The following is a 16,730-nucleotide window of genomic DNA, read 5'->3' as shown; positions in this document are numbered from 1 at the left end:
TTGCAACGACTGTCCCGTCCAGGCCAATGCGAAGCCTGGCGGCAATTGCGCCACCAGACGCTCCATCTCCGCCATCGCCGCTCCGCTGGAGATGCCGGGCGCTGCCCCTCCGGCAATACGCACGGCAGGGAAGCCATCGAAGCGCATCATCTGTTGCGGCGACTGGCGCCAGGTCGGCGTCACCACCTCCCGCAGGGGCACCATGCCGCCGCTGGCATTGCGCACCCGCAGGCCGAGTACGTCATCGAGCTGCATGCGCGCCTTGGCGTCGGCCTGCAGGATGACCTGCTGCATGTGCCCGCCGTTGGGGAAATCGTTGATGTAGAGCGACCCAATCGCCGCCGACAGGGTGCCGCTCACGCTGGTGAACGAGAGTCCCATGGCCTCGGCCTTCTGCCGGTTGATCTCGAGGTGAATGCTCTCGCCGGGGGGCAGGCTGTCGGGATAGACATCGCTCACCACCTCGCTTTGGGCCGCCAGTGCCAGCAGTTGCGCCTGGGCGGCCTGCAGCGCGGCATCCCCCCGGTTGGCCCTGTCTTGCAGGAACAGGGTGAAGCCGGAGGCGGTACCCAGCTCATCGATGGCGGGCGGCAGCAAGCTCATTACCGTGCCTTCAGGAATATTTGCCATGGCTGCTTGTGCCAGATCTGCCTCTTCGGCTGCCGTGGTGCCATGACGCTGATCCCAATCTTTGAGCATGGTGAAGGCCATGGCGGCATTGGGGCCTGCGCCGGAGAAGCTGAAGCCCTGCACCACCAGGTTGGTGTCCAGCGCCTCGCGAGAGGCGACGTGAGCCTCGAAGGCCTTGACCACCTCAAGAGTACGCTCGCTGGTGGCGCCGGTCGGCAGCTGGATGGAAGTCATGAAGTAGCCCTGATCCTCGTCCGGCAGAAAGGAGGAGGGCAGCTGGGTGGCCGCAATGGCCAGCACGGCGCAGAGGGCGGCGAAGGTGACCATCATGCGTCCGCTGCGCCCGACCAGCCGGGTGACCCGGACGCCGTAGCCTGCCGTGAGTCGCTCGACCCCCCGGTTGAAGGCACCGAAGAAGCCGCGCTTCTCATGATGACTCGGGCTGACCGGACGCAGCAATGTGGCGCAGAGCGCCGGCGTCAGGGTCAGGGCGAGGAAGGCCGAAATGAGGATCGAGACCGCCATCGACAGGGTGAACTGCTGGTAGATGACCCCCACCGAGCCGCTGCCGAACGCCATGGGGATGAACACCGCCGTGAGCACCAGAGTGATGCCGATCACCGCCCCGGTGATCTCCTTCATGGCCCGCGATGTCGCCTCCCTGGGCGATAGCCCCTGGGTGGCCATCAGGCGCTCGACGTTCTCCACCACCACGATGGCGTCGTCGACTATGATGCCGATGGCCAGCACCATGCCGAACATGGTCAGGGAGTTGATGGAAAAGCCGGCCAGCAGCATCACCGCGAAGGTGCCAAGCAGGGCGATGGGGGCGACGATGGCCGGGATCAGGGTGTAGCGCAGGTTCTGCAGGAAGAGAAACATCACCAGGAACACCAGCACCATGGCTTCCAGCAGGGTGTGGATCACCTTGTCGATGGAGACCTTGACGAAGGGGGCCGAGTCAAAGGGGATCGAATAGGCCATGCCCGCCGGTAGGGTTGGCGAGAGCTGTGCAAGGCGAGTGCGTACCGCATCGGCGGTGCGCACGGCGTTGGCGCCGGGGGAGAGCTGGATGGCGGCGCTGGTGGCAGCCACCCCGTTCTCGCGGTTGGAAAAGGCGTAGGATTGCGCCCCCAGCTCGACCCGGGCCACGTCACCCAGCACCAGCTTGGCGCCATCACTACCGGCCCGCAGCACGATGGCGGCGAACGCCTCGGGAGTGGTCAGCTGCCCCTGTACCGTGAGGGGAACCGTCAGTCGCTGGCCAGGCAGGGCGGGTTCGTCGCCGAGGCGCCCCGGTGCAATCTGCACGTTCTGCTGCTCGATGGCCTGCGCCACCTCGCTGATGGTCAACCCGTAGGCGGCGAGCTTGCCCGGATCTACCCAGATGCGCATGGCCTGCTCGGCGCCGAACAGCTGCACTCGCCCCACGCCGTCGATGCGGCGCAGCTCCTGCACGATATTGCGCGCCATGTAGTCGTTCAGCGCGACCTCATCGAAGCGGCCATCCGGTGAAGTCATGCCGACCATCATCAGAAAGCCGGACGAGGCGGACTCCACCTGCAGGCCGGTTTGCCGCACCGCCTGTGGCAAGCGAGGCTCGACCGCCTTGATGCGGTTTTGCACGTCCATCTGGGCCAGCTCCGGATCGGTGCCCGGCTTGAAGGTGGCGGTGATCTGCGCGCTGCCGGAGGCATCTACCGATGACTCGAAGTAGAGCAGGTTCTTGACCCCCGACAGCTCGCGCTCGATAAGGCTCACCACCGCATCGTTCAGGGTCTGCGGCGTGGCGCCCGGATAGGTGGCATAGAGGGTCACCGACACCGGCGCCACTGAGGGATAGCGGGAGATGGGGAGCTTGGGGATGGCGATGACCCCTGCCAGCACGATGAAGAGGGCGATCACCCAGGCAAACACCGGGCGATGAATGAAAAACTGCGGCATGGATAACTCTCCGATTCAGCGAATGCCACCGTCAGCCGGTTGGCTGACGGCGGGTGGTTGCCAGGGGGAGGCAATGACCTGAACCCCCGGGGTCAGACGGTCGATCCCTTCGATCACCACCTGTTGCCCGGCACTGAGCCCGGACGCGATGCGGTACTGGCTATTCACCAGTTCAGCGGTGTTGACCGGAACCAGCTGTGCCTGCCCCTGGCCATCCACCACCCACACGCTGGTCTGACCCGATGTGCGAACTACCGCCTGCTGGGGCACGGTCAGGGCATTGGCATAGCGGGCCCGGGGAATGCGCGCCTGCACATAGAGGCCGGGCAACAGCCGCCGCTCAGGGTTATCCACCAGCACCCGCAGCAGCACGTCGCCGGTCCCGGCATCGACCTCGATACCGGAGAAGAGGATGTGCCCCTGCATGCCCAGCGGTGTGCCATTGCTGCCGAGGATCTCCACCGCCAGTTCCGGTGCCGTTGAGCCAGCTTGCTGGCGCAGGGATTCCAGCACCGAGGCCGGTTGGCGCACATCGACGTAGACCTGATCAATCTGCTGGATCCTGGCCATGGGAGTGGTATCGGTGGGCGACACCAGGGCCCCTTCACTCACCAGCGCCTGATCGATGCGTCCGTCGATGGGGGCCTCCACGCTGGCAAATTGCAGGTTCAGCTGGTGCCGGGCCAGAGTCGCCCTGGCCTGGGCTACATCGGCGGCCGCCTGATCCCGCTGGGAGATCGCATCGTCATAGGTCTGGCGGCTGATGGCGTCGGTGCGCAGCAGCGGCTTCAGGCGGTCAATCTGGATGCGGGCGCGGGCCAGCACGGCCTCGGCCCGTTGCAATGCGGCGGCGGCGCTGTCGACATCGGCCTTGAAGGGGGCCGGGTTTATCTGGAACAGCACGGTGCCAGCGCTGATCTCGGCGCCCTGCTCGAACAGGCGGCGCTGCACGATGCCGCTGATCTGGGCGCGAATGTCGGCGCTGCGCAGTGCCGCCACCCGGGCGGGCAGATCCTCGCTGATGACCAGCTCCCGACCAGTCAGAGTCAGCACCGACACCTGAGGAGGGGCGGGTGCCTCCTGTTCTTGCGGCGCGACATCGCAACCCACCAACCCGAATGCGGCAATGACGGCGAGCAGGGCGCCCGCATACCGCTGTTTGACAAACATCATCCACTCACCTCGTTAAACCGTCTCTCCGGTGTGATGTGACCGAAGAGTGCATCGAGCGGCCATTATGGCGAGGGGCTATTGCGAATGATTCGAGGCTTTGTGGAGAATCCATGGAGGCGATGATAAAGTTCAACGCCACCTTTTTTCGAGTCCGACTATGTCCCATCTCAATGCTTCCGCCATCCCGGCGGGCCAGTCACTGGTACTGATTGCAGAGGATGAAGCCGAGATCGCCGACATCCTCGCCGCTTACCTGCAACGTCATGGCTTGCGCTCCCTGCACGCCGCCGATGGCCGTGAAGCGCTGGCCATGCATCAGGCATTCAAACCCGATCTCCTGCTGCTGGATGTGCAGATGCCGCAACTGGATGGTTGGCAGGTGCTCAGCGAGATCCGGGCGCGTGGCGATACGCCGGTGATCATGTTGACCGCCCTCGATCAGGATCTCGACAAGCTGATGGGGCTGCGCATGGGGGCGGATGACTATGTGGTCAAACCCTTCAATCCGGCCGAAATGGTGGCGCGAGTGCAGGCCGTGTTCAGGCGCACCCGAGCCGTAAAGCCTGCCACGGCGAACGTGCTGCGGGTCGGCCAGTTTCAGATCGATCTGGAGAGCCACGAGGCCAGCATTTTCCGCGATGACCAGCAGCAGGTGCTGGAGCTGACCCTGACCGAGTTCAAGTTGCTCGCCTCTTTGATGCGGGCGCCGAAACGGGTGTTCAGTCGCACCGAACTGCTGACTCACTGCTTGCCGGAGGGGGATACCCAGGAGCGTACAGTTGATAGCCACATCAGCAAGTTGCGCAAAAAACTGGAGACACACGGCATTCAGGGGGTCCCCGCCAGTGTCTGGGGCGTTGGCTATCGCTTCGGGGGCGATGCATGAAATCGGCGCCCGGCCTTCGCAGGCAGATCATCCGCTCTCTGGGCTTGATGACGCTTGGTATCATCTCCCTCGCGGTGATCGGCACCTATGTGTTTTATGGCATCGCCGTGGCGTTTGTGCCGGGCAGCATCTCCGAGACCTGGGTGCCCTCCAGAGTCGAGATGTTATGGATCGGCTCCACCATTCTCATTGCATTGGGGATGGCGCTGTATGTGGCGGTTCGCCTCTCTCGCCGCATCCTGACTCCCCTCAACTCGGTGGCAACCAGCCTGCGCGAGGTGGCCGAGGGCAAACTCGATGCCCGCGTGCCGGAGGATGAGCAGGCGATCGGGGAGACGGCGCAGCTGGTGCGCGACTTCAATACCATGGCCGAGCGGCTGCAGAGCATGACCCGCGAGCGGGAGTTCTGGAATGCCGCCATCGCCCACGAATTGCGCACTCCGGTGACCATTTTGCGCGGCCGCTTGCAGGGGCTGGCCGAAGGGGTATTTCCTCCCAGCAGCGAACTCTTCGAGGGGTTGCTGCGTCAGGTGGAGGGGCTCAATCACCTGATCGAGGATTTGCGGGTATTGAGCCTCAACGACAGCGGCCATCTGGAGTTGCAGCGGACCGAGGTCAGGCTGGCCGACGAGCTTGCCGTGGTGCTTGAGGCATTTGCCAGCCCTCTGGCGGCGAGTGGATTTGTGTTGCAGCGGGAGCTCGATAGCGAACTTCATGTCTGCTGCGATCTGTTTCGCATCCGTCAGGCCCTGATGGCGCTGTTGGAAAATGCCCAGAAGCACGCGCTGCCGGGCCTGCTGACCGTGCGGCTGTATCGCTCGGAGAGTGTGTGCGTCCTGAGTGTGGAAGATGAGGGGCCTGGCATCAGCGAGGAGGTCGCCGCCTGTATCTTCGATGCGTTTCGTCGGGGAGATCCGTCACGCTCGCGCAAGAGCGGCGGTAGCGGGCTCGGACTCGCCGTGGTCAAGGCGATTGCCGAGGCCCACGGCGGCAGCGCGGTTTGCCAAGCTACCGGACGGGGAGGGAGCCGATTCGTGCTCTCCTGGCCCATCTCGGCCATCTCCGGTTGCCCTGAAATCTAGCCTGCTGACGGCAAGTTATGGTGGCCCGCACAGGGGCGTTCGACAAGCGACTGTCATAAGGGTTTTCACCGCTTTGCCGGGTGTGCAGGAGGGGTTGGGACATGGCTCATTTGGCGTGAAATCATGGTTTTTTGCCGCTAAAAATTGAAACCGTTTTCAGAAATCCTTTTCAACTGTGATCCGCTTCAAAGCTTTTTCGGGCGCCAACCTCTAGCATTGGCTCCACGAATTAGGGGCTAGCGCTCCCGATTTTCCCGCTGTGGGAGGTAACCGGATGATCCGGCTATTTCCTTCGTTACTTTCGACGGTCATCATGGATGGCCGTTTTTTTTTGAGTTATTTCACGGTAAAGGGTCGAGCCGCTGGCGCTTTACCGTTAAAATTCCGCTTTTGCACTTGCCCGTGAGTCTTGATGTCTGCGTCCACCCTCTCTTCGGATAGTTATGCCCTGCTCGCCACCCTGCAATTGCAGCGCGTTGCCAGTACCCGTTTGCTGCAAGAACAACTGGCAATAGGCCATGCCCTGATCGATAAACTGACCCGACTGCAGGATGCGGGGCTGGTCAGATTGCGCGGGGAGCAGCAGTGGAGTCTGACCGCCGAAGGGACGCTGGCGCTGATCCTGGGGGTGCGTGCCGGTCTCTGCCCGGCGCCGGACTGGAGCCGGGTGCCCTCATTGACCGGGCAGGATCTTACCCATGCGGTGGTGCGCGAGCTCTGCCGCGGCAAGGCGGGGGAGATCCCCACCTATTTCTCGGCCAGCGATCTGCTGACCCTGCTCGATACCCCGGACGCTCACCAGTTGCTGGCGGGCTCCAGCCCCGCCTGGCAGCAAATGTTGCTGGAGCACTTCTCGCTGCAACTCTTGCTCGATGCCCCCTATGAAGAGCGCTGGCCGCTGGCCAATGCGCTGGTGCGCTGTGCCCCCGAGGTGCAGGCCCGGGCCAAAGCGTTCGAGGCGGAGTGGCGCTGGCTCTGCGGGGATGGCGAGAGCACATCGCCAACCGGCGAGGACAAGGATGCCGCCCCCGGCTGGCCAGCCCTGCAGGTGCTGGCCCAACAGAGCCAGAGCGGCCCGCTTGGCGAGCGGCTGCTCACCGCGCTGGGGCAGTGGCAGGCAACCGATGAGGGCGAGGCGGGCCAGTGGCCCCGTTCATTCAGCGCCCTGCTCTGGCTTGGCTGGTTGCAGCAGGCCGATCCCGTCATCGCCAGCGAACAGCGCAAGAAGTGGCAGCGCAGCCTGACTGGCCAGTTCCCCCTGCTTGCCGATCTGCTCAGCCAGTGGGCGGGCGATCGCCACGGTCAGGCGGTCGGCCTGTTTGATACCCTGCAACTGCCGGTGGAGGAGCTCCACTGGGGCTATCTCTGGCTCGATCTTTGCGCGCTGGCCCGTCACGGTGCCCAGAGCCCGCAGGTGGCCATGTTGCACAAGTGGGATCTCTCCCATCTGCTCGATGCCGAACCCCATCATCGCCTGATGGCCTTTTGTCAGGATCTGCTGCGCATCTTGTTGGGCGAGGCGGCCAAAGGGGCGCCCTTGTGCCAACTGCGCGGCAGTGAGGAGAGTACGCAAGAGGGCAGTGACGAGCAGGATGATGACGGGGACGAGGATAAAACCGCGGCATCTGCCAGCTGGCTCAACTGGTTGCAGGGGCTGGGACGCTCCAGTGGCGTGCGCAAGCCGCAGGAGCGGTTGGTGTGGCTGCTCCATGCCGACGGCCCCGAGCTGGAGTGCAAGATCCAGAAGCTGAGCACCAAGGGGGAGTGGACCGCCGGTCGCCGGGTCGATCCGGCCCTGCTCTCCACCCAGTATGCAGCCATGCTCGATGAGCACGACTGGGCACTGGTTCGCACCCTGCCACGGGTGATGGGACGACTGCCGCGGGATGTCTGGGCGCCGCTGGCCGATCACCCCCGTTTGTTCAACGCCAAGGGGCAGAAGCTGCAACTGGCCATCAGCGCCCCCCTGCTGCAGGTGGTGGCCACCGAACAGGGGATGAGCGCGCAGCTCTGCCCCGATGCGGCCGCCCGCGGGGCCCATATCATGCCGCTGGCGCAGGATCTGTGGCAGCTGATCCTCACCCCGCAGCCGCTGCTCGACCGCTTGCCAGCGCTCGAATCCATCCCACTGCTGCCCGCCGAGGGGCTGGCCGAGCTCCAACGCACGCTCGATGCCATTCCCGAACTGCCCTGGCACAGTCAGGTTGCGGGGCTTAGCGGCAATGCCGAGCTGGCTCCCTGGCCGGGCATTCCTTCGGTGCAACTGGATTGGCAGGATGGTCAGCTGTCGGTCAAGCTGGTGACCCGCTTTGAGGATCTGCCGCCCCAGCCCCTTGGCAAGGGGGAGGCGATCGTACGGCAGGGGATCAAGGCGTACCATTACTGGCAGCGGGATCTCGCGGCCGAGAAGGTGCAGGCCCAGTTGCTGCGTAATCAATTGCCCATCGGGCTGCCAGGCAGCGAGTGGCTGCTGCAGGGGGAACAGGCGCTGGCGCTGGTCAATGCCCTGCCCGAGCTGGTGGATGCCGGAGTGGTCATTCACTGGCATCAGGACAGCGCTCGCCTCAAGAGCCTTGATGAAGCGGCTCTGAGCCTGCGCATCGAGCGGCGGCAGGACTGGTTCCAGGTCGAAGGGGCGCTGGCACTCGATGAGCACCAGATCCTCGATCTGCGCCTTATTCTGCGCCAGATGACCCCGGGGCAGCGCACCGTTCAGCTCGACGAGAAGACCAGCCTGATGCTGAGCGACAAGCTGGTGGAACGGCTCACCATGCTGGGGGCCATGCTCGATGAAGAGCAGCGCATCAACAACAAGCTGGCCTATCCCCTGACTCGCCTGCTCTCTGTTATTAACACCGAAGGGGATGCGGCGTGGCAATCCCTGCAGCAGGAGTGGCAGCAGGAGGTCGATTGCCCGGACGAGCTGCTTACCTCACTGCGGGACTATCAGAAAGAGGGGGTGCGCTGGATGGCGACCCTGGCCCATCACGGTTTTGGTGCCTGTCTGGCCGATGACATGGGGCTGGGCAAGACGCTGCAGGCACTTATCGTGCTGCGGATGCGCCAGCACCTTGGCCCTGCGCTGGTAGTAGTACCCAAGTCAGTTGTCACCAACTGGCAGGAGGAGGTGACCCGTTTCGCCCCCGAACTGGATGTGGTGGTGTTCGAGAACCCGGCCGAGCGGGAGGGGATCATTCGCGAGGCCAAGGCCGGTCAGGTGATCCTCATCAACTACGGCATGCTTGGCAGCCTGGCGGAGGCGCTCAAGTCCCGCCGCTGGTCCAGCATGGTGCTCGATGAGGCGCAGCAGATCAAAAACGCCGGCACCCAGCGCGCCAAGCTGTTGTTCCAGCTCGACGGCGATTTTCGCCTCGCCCTCTCCGGCACCCCCATCGAAAACCATCTGGGGGAGCTGTGGAGTCTCTTTACCTTTATCAACCCGGGGTTGCTCGGCAGCCTTGGCGAGTTCAAGCGTCGCTTTGGCAAGGCGGTCAAGGATCCCCAGCACATGGCGCTGCTGCGGGCGGTGATCAGCCCCTTCATCCTGCGTCGTCTCAAGCAGCAGGTGCTGACCGAGCTGCCGGACAAGACCGAGATCATCCACCACATCAGCCTCTCCCCCGAGGAGCGCCAGCTCTACGAGGCGACCCGGCGGGAAGTGGTGCAGCAGGTGCAGAGCGCCGATGGTCGCGCCCTGATGCACGTGCTGAGCGGCCTGACCCGACTGCGCCGCCTCTGCTGCTCGCCGGAGCTGGTGATGCCCGAGTGGTCGCAGACCAGCAGCAAGCTGGACGAGGCGATGGCCCTGCTGGAAGAGGCGATCGACGGTGGTCATCGGGTGCTGGTGTTCAGCCAGTTCGTCGATCTGCTGAGTCTGTTGCGGGCCCGCATCGAGCAGAAGTCCTGGGACTACTGCTATCTGGATGGGGGCTGCTCCGCCAAGTCCCGTCAGGACTCCATCCTGCGTTTTCGTCATGAGGAGGTGCCGCTGTTCCTCATCAGCCTCAAGGCAGGGGGGACCGGCCTCAACCTCACCCAGGCCGATACCGTGCTGCACCTCGATCCCTGGTGGAACCCGGCGGTGGAAGACCAGGCGAGCGATCGGGCGCACCGGATGGGTCAGACCCAGCCGGTGACCGTGTACCGGCTGGTGTGCGAGCAGACGGTGGAGGAGAAGATCGTCGCCCTGCACGACGAGAAGCGGGCGCTGGCCGATGGCCTGCTGAGCGGCCAGTCCGAGGTGCGCGGGCTGGATGTGGAGAGCCTGCGGGCCCTGCTGATGGGCTGATTGGCGACGCCACCTTTCATACCGCCTATCGAGACAGAAAAGGGGAGAACATCCAGAGATGTTCTCCCCTTTCTCGTTTGGGACGCAGATATGGGGTACTCGTTTATCGCGGCAAGGCGGCCCAGATATTCCTGATCCAGTCACCCCTGATAGAGATAGAGGTGCAGCCGCTCGATGATGGGCTCGCCGCCAATCTTGCGATCTCGCCGCGCCTGCCGGCTCTTGGGGGGATAGTTGCCCAGATGGGTGACCGCGGGCGGGGTATCCGAGCAGAGCAGCAGCGGCAGGCTCGCCTTGATCTGCTGCTTGCGCGGGGTGCGCTCCAACCAGAGCAGGTTGATCATCGGGTGGGTCTTGACCGGGCGGCGGATCCGCAGCTCGGCATCGGCGGGCAGACGGCGAATGTCGTACACCTCCTGATCCACCATCTTGCTCCACTCATCGTTGTTGGAGAGGGCCGGTATGTAGCGGCGGCTGCGCTCCAGCATCTCAAGCACCTGCTCGCGACTGAGGCGATTGATGGTCTGCTTGTCAGCCCAGGTAAAGCCGAGGGATTGCAGCTCCCCCGCCAACAGGGTCAGTTTGCGGTAGACCTGCAGGGTGATCACCCCGGGCAGGGCGGTATGTACCAGCTCGAACTTCTCGTCACGTCCCCCCGCCTGCTGCACCAGCGCCTTGAAATCGAGCTTGTGCTGGTTGATTTGGTCGATCAGCGGTTGCAGCAAGGGGGCTGCGGTGGCAGGAAAGCGCAACCAGCCGGGCAGCCGATGAGTCGCCTTGGTGGAGCAGCCGGGACGGGCGCTGTGGTCCCGATAAGCGGCGAGGGTGGCCGCCAGCGCGGCTTCACCGTTGAGATAGTCCACCTCAATTTGCTCGATCGGATCGTGCTCTTCCCCCTGTGCAACCGGGGGGAGGGGATAGACATGGGCCTCCTGCAGCTCGAGCTGGCCAAGCAGATCGGCCAGCTGGTTGAGAGAGGCTTCAATGGCGGCCATCTGTTGACGCAGGGCGGCGGTCGGGGTAAAGGTATCCATCGATGATCCTGTGGTCTGACCCGCTGTTGACGACATCAGGTATGACATCGCTGCGGGTAGCAAAACTACTGTATAAATAAACATACCAGCATGCGGTTGGAGTGCCAAGAGGCACTCTGAGGAGGGGGCAATGTGCGCCTCTGAATGGGGATGTGGTGATGGTTTTATTTATGTTTCAAGGCGTTAAATAAAGATCATCACAAGATCATTAAATTAACAATCACGTGTAACTCCGCTGTTGCCAGCTGTTCACACCTTGTCCATCCCTGCATATGTAAAGCAGTAAAATGCATATATAGATGGGTGCCATGCAGCACAATATGCTGTGCGACTCTGCTGGCCAACCGTTAAAATAATTATTTGTTTAAAATCAAGGCGTTAAAATTAAATCCTGCTGTTTTTAGACATTAGATTTACTAATGTAACGTATCAAAATTCGTCAATTGAGTCGGCTCTGCTCCCTGACTAAGCTTTGCGCATCAAATAAAGCCCAGTGCGTAAACAAATATTCAGAGGAGCCACATCATGGCCAACATGACTTATACCGAAACCGGTTACCAGCATTCCAGCCAATTGAATCTGGTTGCTCGAGTTAAAATGACCGTTCTGACCTGGCTGGAGCGCAGCCGCAGCCGTCGCCAGCTCTCCGAGCTGCCCGAGTACCTGCTCAAAGACATCGGCCTGAACGAAGCTGACCGTTATCAAGAGACCACCAAGCCGTTCTGGCGTGGTTGATCTGCCGGGCATGGATGCCTTGTTTTTCTGCTGAGTCGTTTGCTGTTCTGCCCCTGTGGGGACCAGCTGCCAGGTCTGTCATTGTCTGTTTTATCTCCCCCCGTTTTCCCCCTGTTATTTGTTGATCCTTTTTCCTCTCCTCTTTATTCCACATCGCTACCGTCATTGCTGTCATCGTTAGATTGTTATCACACTTGTATCGTTAATGTTTGAATTTGTTTAAAAAACGATTTTAAGCCGCGATGCCTTGCGTATAATCCGGCCATAGTATTCCAGAGCGAGAGGGTGAGACGGATGATTCCCCAGCACGATTTTTTGGCCTTGACCCGCAGCCATGAGTGGCAGCTTGAGCCCTTTGAATTTGCCCTGCCCGATGGTGCGCGGGTCAGCGTCTGGGATACGGGCGTGCTCTGTCTGGAGCCTGCCTGTGGCACGGACGACCAGCCGGGAGGACGCAAGGATATCGTCCTCTCCTGCGGCATCCACGGCAACGAGACCGCTCCCATCGAGATCTGCAACCAGCTGCTGAGTCGTCTGCTCTCAGGCGAGCTGAGCGCCCGCCATCGGGTGCTGTTCCTGTTTGGCAATCCGGCGGCGATGAATCTGGGGCTGCGGGAGGTGGAGGAGAACATGAACCGGCTCTTCTCCGGTGCCCACAGCAAGGGGGAGGGGCTCTGCAATCGGGAGCGGATCCGCGCCATGCGTCTCGAGCAGTATGTGAGCCGCTTCTTTGCCGATCCGGCTCGTCCCCGTTACCACTACGACCTGCACACCGCCATTCGCGGTTCGCGCCACGAGAAGTTTGCCGTCTACCCCTTTCCCCATGAGCGGCCTCACTGCCGCGAGCAGGTGCAGTTCCTCGGCGCCTGCGGGGTGCGCACCATTCTGCTCTCCGCCAGCCCGACCACGACCTTCAGCTACTACAGCTCACGCCAGCATGGGGCCCATGCCTTCACGGTGGAGCTGGGCAAGGTGCGCCCGTTTGGCGAGAACGATATGACCCGCTTTATCGAAACCCGCCAAGCGCTGCAGGAGCTGGTCACTCAGGATGAAGTGGCACTGGAGCCGTGGCGGGCGGATGATTTCACCCTGTTTGCCATCGATAGGGTGATCACCAAAAAATCGGAGGAGTTTCGCTTTCTATTCGCCAGCGATGTGGACAACTTCACCGAATTCCCCCAAGGGTTCGTGCTGGCCGAGGATGGCGAGCTGCGTTACACCGTCGAGAAGCCGCGTGAGGCGGTGGTCTTCCCCAATGCCAATGTAGCGATCGGTCAGCGCACCGTGCTGATGGTGGTGCCGACAAGGCTCTGGGAATAGCGGTGATAGTTTTGCCTGCAGAGCAGTGATGCATCCGCAGGTGGCGCCAAGCCAGTGTTCTAGTCGGTGGTTCAGACACAGCAGCGGTTAACCGCAGTAATAAAAAACGGGGCCAGTCAGATGACTGGCCCCGTTTTTTATCGGGTTCAAGCGGTGAGGCTTAGCTGTTGTTCTTCACAAACAGGGTAAGCTCCTGACCGGGCTTGAGGTAATCCCCTTTATCCAGCTGGTTCCAGCGCATCACATCGTTGATGGCCACCTGGAAGCGAGCCGCGATGGAGGAGATTGAGTCGCCACGGCGAACCTGATACACCATCGATTTGTCGCTCTTCTTCCCTTGCTTGGGATAGACCACCAGCTTCATGCCTGGCTTGAGCGCCGACTTGGCATTCAGACCGTTCCACTTGGCGAGCTCTTCGTGGGAGACGCCGTGTGCCTGGCTGATGCTCCACAGGTTGTCACCCGAGCGCACCTTGTAACTGACTTTGGCCTTTTGGCTGCTACCACGGCTTGCCAGCTGCTGCGGTTTGCTGGCGGAGCTGGCCTTGCTGCTGACCTGACCGTGGGTCGGGATCACCAGTTGCTGACCGCGACGCAGGTTGTTGCTGCGCAGATTGTTGGCCAGCTTCAGCTCGTTCACGCTGACGCCATGATTCTGGGCAATGCGCGACAGGGTATCGCCACTGGTGACCTGATAGGAGCGGGTACGAATACGTTCGCTCTTGGGCAGATCGGCCAGTGCCAGCTCCAGGGTATCGGCATACTCTACCGGTACCAGCAGGCGGTAAGGGCCACGGGGCGACATCACACCACGGCTCAGGGCCGGATTGACCTCCTTGAGCTGTGAGGTGCGCAGACCTGCCAGTTGGGCGGCCACATTCAGATCGATCTGGCTGCCGGTCTCCACCACTCGCAGCTTCGGCTCGTTGGCGAGCACCGGCAACTGGATATTGTACTTGTCCGCATTGCTGATCATGTCAGCCATGGCGAGGATCTTGGGCACATACATCTGGGTTTCGCGGGGCAGATCGAGCGACCAGTAGTCGGTCGGTTTGCCTGCGCGCTGGTTACGCTGGATGGCGTTGCGCACCCGTCCTTCACCGGCATTGTAGGCGGCCAGCGTTTGCAGCCAGTCACCGTCAAAGAAGCGGTTCAGGTACTCCAGATAGTCGAGCGCCGCATTGGTGGAGGCCAGCACATCGCGCCGTCCGTCATACCAGTTGTCGTGGCGCAGACCGAAGTTTCTGCCTGTCGCTGGCACAAACTGCCAGAGTCCGACGGCATTGCTGCGGGATCGGGCATGAGGATCAAACATGCTCTCGATCATCGGGACAGTAATAAGCTCCATTGGCAGCTCACGCCGTTCAATCTCCTCTACCATCAGATAGAGGTAGGGTTCAGCCCGGCTGGCAATGGTCGCCAGATGCTTATCATTACGCAACAGCCACTCTCGTTGTTGGCGGATGCGGGCATTATCCGGGGTTTCCAGCTGCATATCATCGCTGATACGCACCCACAGATTGTCCGTATCTTCCATTTCATCAAGCTGTTCATCGCCAAACAGGAAATGGGAAGAGTGTTTTTTATGCGCTTTTTTCTTGACCTGGGGGGACTTGATCGGCTCGATTGCCGTTAGCGCCCGGTCATCCTGATGGCTCAGGTTTTGGCAGCCGCTGAGCAACAGCGCTGCCAATAAGGCCGTTCGTACCTTCATCTCGTTCCGGTCATTTTTGGGAAAAACAGCTCGCATCATAAGGGGCAATGGCCCCCTGATCAAGGTTTGTTCAAAAAACGTCCTTCCACTGACGCAGGATGGTGAAGGTATCTACCGGATTTTCCACGCATTTTAGCCCATGTTTTTCAGCAGAAAATTTCACTGAATCCTGTTCGCAGCGCAGAAAAATGTTGAAAGTGCGTTCGTCACCCAGCCGGGTTGGCAGGCTTGGCAGCCCCTGTTGCCGCAGTTTGCTGATCAGCCCGATCTGGCGGCGGATCGCCGGGTTGTCCGGCTCGACCGCATAGGCAAAACGCAGGTTGGAGAGGGTGTACTCGTGGGCACAATAAATGAGTGTCTCATCGGGCAGGGCGGCGAGTCGTTGCAGCGAGTGGTACATCTGCTCCGGCGTCCCTTCAAACAGGCGGCCACAACCGGCCGAGAAGAGGGTATCGCCACAAAACAGCATGCCGTTGCCGTGGTAGGCGATGTGGCCGCGAGTGTGCCCGGGCACATGGATCACCTCGAGGGCGAGGCCGTGCCAGTTGATCTGATCGCCATCTTCCAGCCACTGACCGTGATGATCCGGCATCGGGTCAAGTTTGGGGCCATAGAGCCGGGCGTGGGGGAAGTGGGCAAGCAGGTCGGTGACGCCCCCGACATGGTCGTGATGGTGATGGGTCAGCAGGATGGCATCGAGCACCAGCCCCAATGCCTCGAGCCGCTCCAGCACGGGGGCGGCATCGCCCGGATCGACCACCAGACAGTGATTTTCGTGGCGGATCAACCAGATGTAGTTGTCATTAAAGGCTGGAACTGTGATCACTGGATACATGAGTCTGCTTCTCTTTAGGGAGGGTATCTTATATAACAGGATGGCGTTCGAAACCCCGAGTTGAGCCCTATTATGCAGGTGGCACGTACCGAACAACAAATCGAGATCCCGACCAGCTGGTCTGCATTGCCTATGGGGGACTGGGTGGCGGCCGAGATCCAGGATCGGCTCGACAACTGGTGTCCCAATCTGTTTGGGTATCATCTGCTGAAAATTGGCGCTCTGAGCGCTGAACTCTCCTGCAAACGCTCTTCCATTCGTCACCAGATCGGGGTCGCCCCCGGCGGGCGGTTGCTCGACATGTATGGCGATCCTCTCGATCTGCCGGTGCGGACCGGCAGCGTCGATGCCTGCCTACTGGCCCACTGCCTCGATTTCTCTGCCGATCCTCATCAGGTGTTGCGCGAAGCCGAAAGGGTGCTGACCGACGATGGCTGGCTGATCATCAGTGGTTATAACCCCATGAGTCTGGTCGGGATCGGTCACTGTGTGCCGTTCTTGCGGCGCAGAATGCCTTGGTCGGCACGGATGTTCACCCCGGGGCGGGTGACGGACTGGTTGCATCTGCTGGGATGCGAGGTGATGTTCGACGAGCGTTTTGGCTACTCGTTTATGGGGAAACAGAGCTGGCACAGTTGGTGGCGGGAGAGTATCGGGCGGGATTATTGCAGGGCATTTGCATCGGTATACGTGATTGCGGCCCGTAAACGGCGCTTTCCACTGATCCCGGTGCGGCGGCGCTGGCAACTGCCAAAGTCCCTCGCCACACCGGGAATGGCCCGTCAGGGCTGGTAGCCGGTATCCTCGGCCAGATCCTTGCCGCAGGCGGCCTCTCTGGCCAGCTCGTCGCACCGTTCGTTCTCCGGATGGCCGGAGTGACCCTTCACCCAGAGCCACTCAATCTGGTGGCGACCCACTTCCGCATCCAGCTCCTTCCAGAGATCGACGTTCTTGACTGGTTGACGGTTGGCGGTCATCCACCCTTTCTTCTTCCAGCCGATGATCCACTGGGTGATCCCCTGACGGACATACTGGCTGTCGGTGGTGAGGCGCACCTTGCACGATTCGTTGAGGGTGCGCAGGCCCATG

The 16,730-nt window shown here is 61.6% G+C and carries 12 protein-coding genes; 6 read left to right on the top strand and 6 right to left on the bottom strand.

Going from position 1 to position 16,730, the window contains the following annotated elements; translation table 11 throughout:
• Both AACS18_RS04820 and AACS18_RS04815 read right to left on the bottom strand, forming a co-directional pair.
• Positions 1–2,574: efflux RND transporter permease subunit (locus AACS18_RS04820; protein ID WP_108613838.1), on the bottom strand; the 2,574-nt coding region annotated here is incomplete at its 3' end.
• A gap of 15 nt (positions 2,575–2,589) precedes the next feature.
• A complete protein-coding gene (locus AACS18_RS04815) occupies positions 2,590–3,747 on the bottom strand; it encodes an efflux RND transporter periplasmic adaptor subunit (RefSeq protein WP_108613837.1) in 1,158 nt (385 codons plus the stop codon).
• Positions 3,748–3,904: 157 nt separating this feature from the next.
• Between AACS18_RS04815 and AACS18_RS04810 the strand changes: the two genes are divergently transcribed.
• The 3 genes from AACS18_RS04810 (at position 3,905) to AACS18_RS04800 (ending at position 10,003) form a co-directional block, all read left to right on the top strand.
• A complete protein-coding gene (locus tag AACS18_RS04810; RefSeq protein ID WP_108613836.1) occupies positions 3,905–4,633 on the top strand; it encodes a response regulator in 729 nt (242 codons plus the stop codon).
• Positions 4,630–5,715, top strand: a complete 1,086-nt coding sequence (locus AACS18_RS04805) for an ATP-binding protein (protein WP_108613835.1) — start codon at positions 4,630–4,632, stop codon at positions 5,713–5,715. The genes AACS18_RS04810 and AACS18_RS04805 overlap by 4 nt, the downstream gene beginning before the upstream one ends.
• Before the next feature lie 412 nt (positions 5,716–6,127).
• A complete protein-coding gene (locus AACS18_RS04800; protein WP_108613834.1) occupies positions 6,128–10,003 on the top strand; it encodes a DEAD/DEAH box helicase in 3,876 nt (1,291 codons plus the stop codon).
• 140 nt (positions 10,004–10,143) lie between these two features.
• Here AACS18_RS04800 and AACS18_RS04795 read toward each other — a convergent pair whose 3' ends face one another.
• Positions 10,144–11,037: a DNA replication terminus site-binding protein gene (locus tag AACS18_RS04795; protein WP_108613833.1), complete on the bottom strand. Its 894-nt coding sequence runs from the start codon at positions 11,035–11,037 to the stop codon at positions 10,144–10,146.
• Positions 11,038–11,562: 525 nt separating this feature from the next.
• Between AACS18_RS04795 and AACS18_RS04790 the strand changes: the two genes are divergently transcribed.
• Positions 11,563–11,772 carry a DUF1127 domain-containing protein gene (locus AACS18_RS04790; protein ID WP_005337823.1) on the top strand — a complete coding sequence of 70 codons (210 nt, stop codon included), beginning with the start codon at positions 11,563–11,565 and terminating at the stop codon, positions 11,770–11,772.
• A 294-nt stretch (positions 11,773–12,066) separates the two neighbouring features.
• Positions 12,067–13,092 carry a succinylglutamate desuccinylase gene (astE, locus tag AACS18_RS04785; RefSeq protein WP_108613832.1) on the top strand — a complete coding sequence of 342 codons (1,026 nt, stop codon included), beginning with the start codon at positions 12,067–12,069 and terminating at the stop codon, positions 13,090–13,092.
• A 160-nt stretch (positions 13,093–13,252) separates the two neighbouring features.
• Here astE and AACS18_RS04780 read toward each other — a convergent pair whose 3' ends face one another.
• The gene (locus AACS18_RS04780; protein ID WP_108613831.1) at positions 13,253–14,806 is read right to left on the bottom strand and encodes a lytic transglycosylase; all 1,554 of its coding nucleotides are present in this window, start codon (positions 14,804–14,806) and stop codon (positions 13,253–13,255) included.
• A 70-nt stretch (positions 14,807–14,876) separates the two neighbouring features.
• Positions 14,877–15,641 (bottom strand): hydroxyacylglutathione hydrolase, encoded by a 765-nt coding sequence (gene gloB / locus AACS18_RS04775; RefSeq protein ID WP_005337817.1) that lies wholly within the window; start codon positions 15,639–15,641, stop codon positions 14,877–14,879.
• 72 nt (positions 15,642–15,713) lie between these two features.
• Here gloB and AACS18_RS04770 point away from each other — a divergent pair, with 72 nt between their 5' ends.
• Complete coding sequence (locus AACS18_RS04770; RefSeq protein ID WP_005361718.1) at positions 15,714–16,436, top strand: methyltransferase domain-containing protein; 723 nt, start codon at positions 15,714–15,716, stop codon at positions 16,434–16,436.
• Here the strand turns inward: AACS18_RS04770 and AACS18_RS04765 are convergent.
• Positions 16,424–16,730: RNase H family protein (locus AACS18_RS04765; protein WP_108613830.1), on the bottom strand; the 307-nt coding region annotated here is incomplete at its 5' end. The two genes, AACS18_RS04770 and AACS18_RS04765, sit on opposite strands and share 13 nt — an antisense overlap.

The organism is Aeromonas sp. HMWF015, assembly GCF_963878965.1.
In the GTDB taxonomy this organism is placed as follows: domain Bacteria; phylum Pseudomonadota; class Gammaproteobacteria; order Enterobacterales; family Aeromonadaceae; genus Aeromonas; species Aeromonas veronii.
Note: the sequence above shows the minus strand (reverse complement) of the source record. Positions and strands in the feature narration are given on the sequence as shown.

What these genes read in the sequence shown, in the direction of transcription:
- AACS18_RS04815 (WP_108613837.1), bottom strand. Translation starts at nt 3,747, where the DNA reads ATGATGTTTGTCAAACAGCGGTATGCGGGCGCCCTGCTCGCCGTCATT.
- AACS18_RS04810 (WP_108613836.1), top strand. Translation starts at nt 3,905, where the DNA reads ATGTCCCATCTCAATGCTTCCGCCATCCCGGCGGGCCAGTCACTGGTA.
- AACS18_RS04805 (WP_108613835.1), top strand. Translation starts at nt 4,630, where the DNA reads ATGAAATCGGCGCCCGGCCTTCGCAGGCAGATCATCCGCTCTCTGGGC.
- AACS18_RS04800 (WP_108613834.1), top strand. Translation starts at nt 6,128, where the DNA reads ATGTCTGCGTCCACCCTCTCTTCGGATAGTTATGCCCTGCTCGCCACC.
- AACS18_RS04795 (WP_108613833.1), bottom strand. Translation starts at nt 11,037, where the DNA reads ATGGATACCTTTACCCCGACCGCCGCCCTGCGTCAACAGATGGCCGCC.
- AACS18_RS04790 (WP_005337823.1), top strand. Translation starts at nt 11,563, where the DNA reads ATGGCCAACATGACTTATACCGAAACCGGTTACCAGCATTCCAGCCAA.
- astE (WP_108613832.1), top strand. Translation starts at nt 12,067, where the DNA reads ATGATTCCCCAGCACGATTTTTTGGCCTTGACCCGCAGCCATGAGTGG.
- AACS18_RS04780 (WP_108613831.1), bottom strand. Translation starts at nt 14,806, where the DNA reads ATGAAGGTACGAACGGCCTTATTGGCAGCGCTGTTGCTCAGCGGCTGC.
- gloB (WP_005337817.1), bottom strand. Translation starts at nt 15,641, where the DNA reads ATGTATCCAGTGATCACAGTTCCAGCCTTTAATGACAACTACATCTGG.
- AACS18_RS04770 (WP_005361718.1), top strand. Translation starts at nt 15,714, where the DNA reads ATGCAGGTGGCACGTACCGAACAACAAATCGAGATCCCGACCAGCTGG.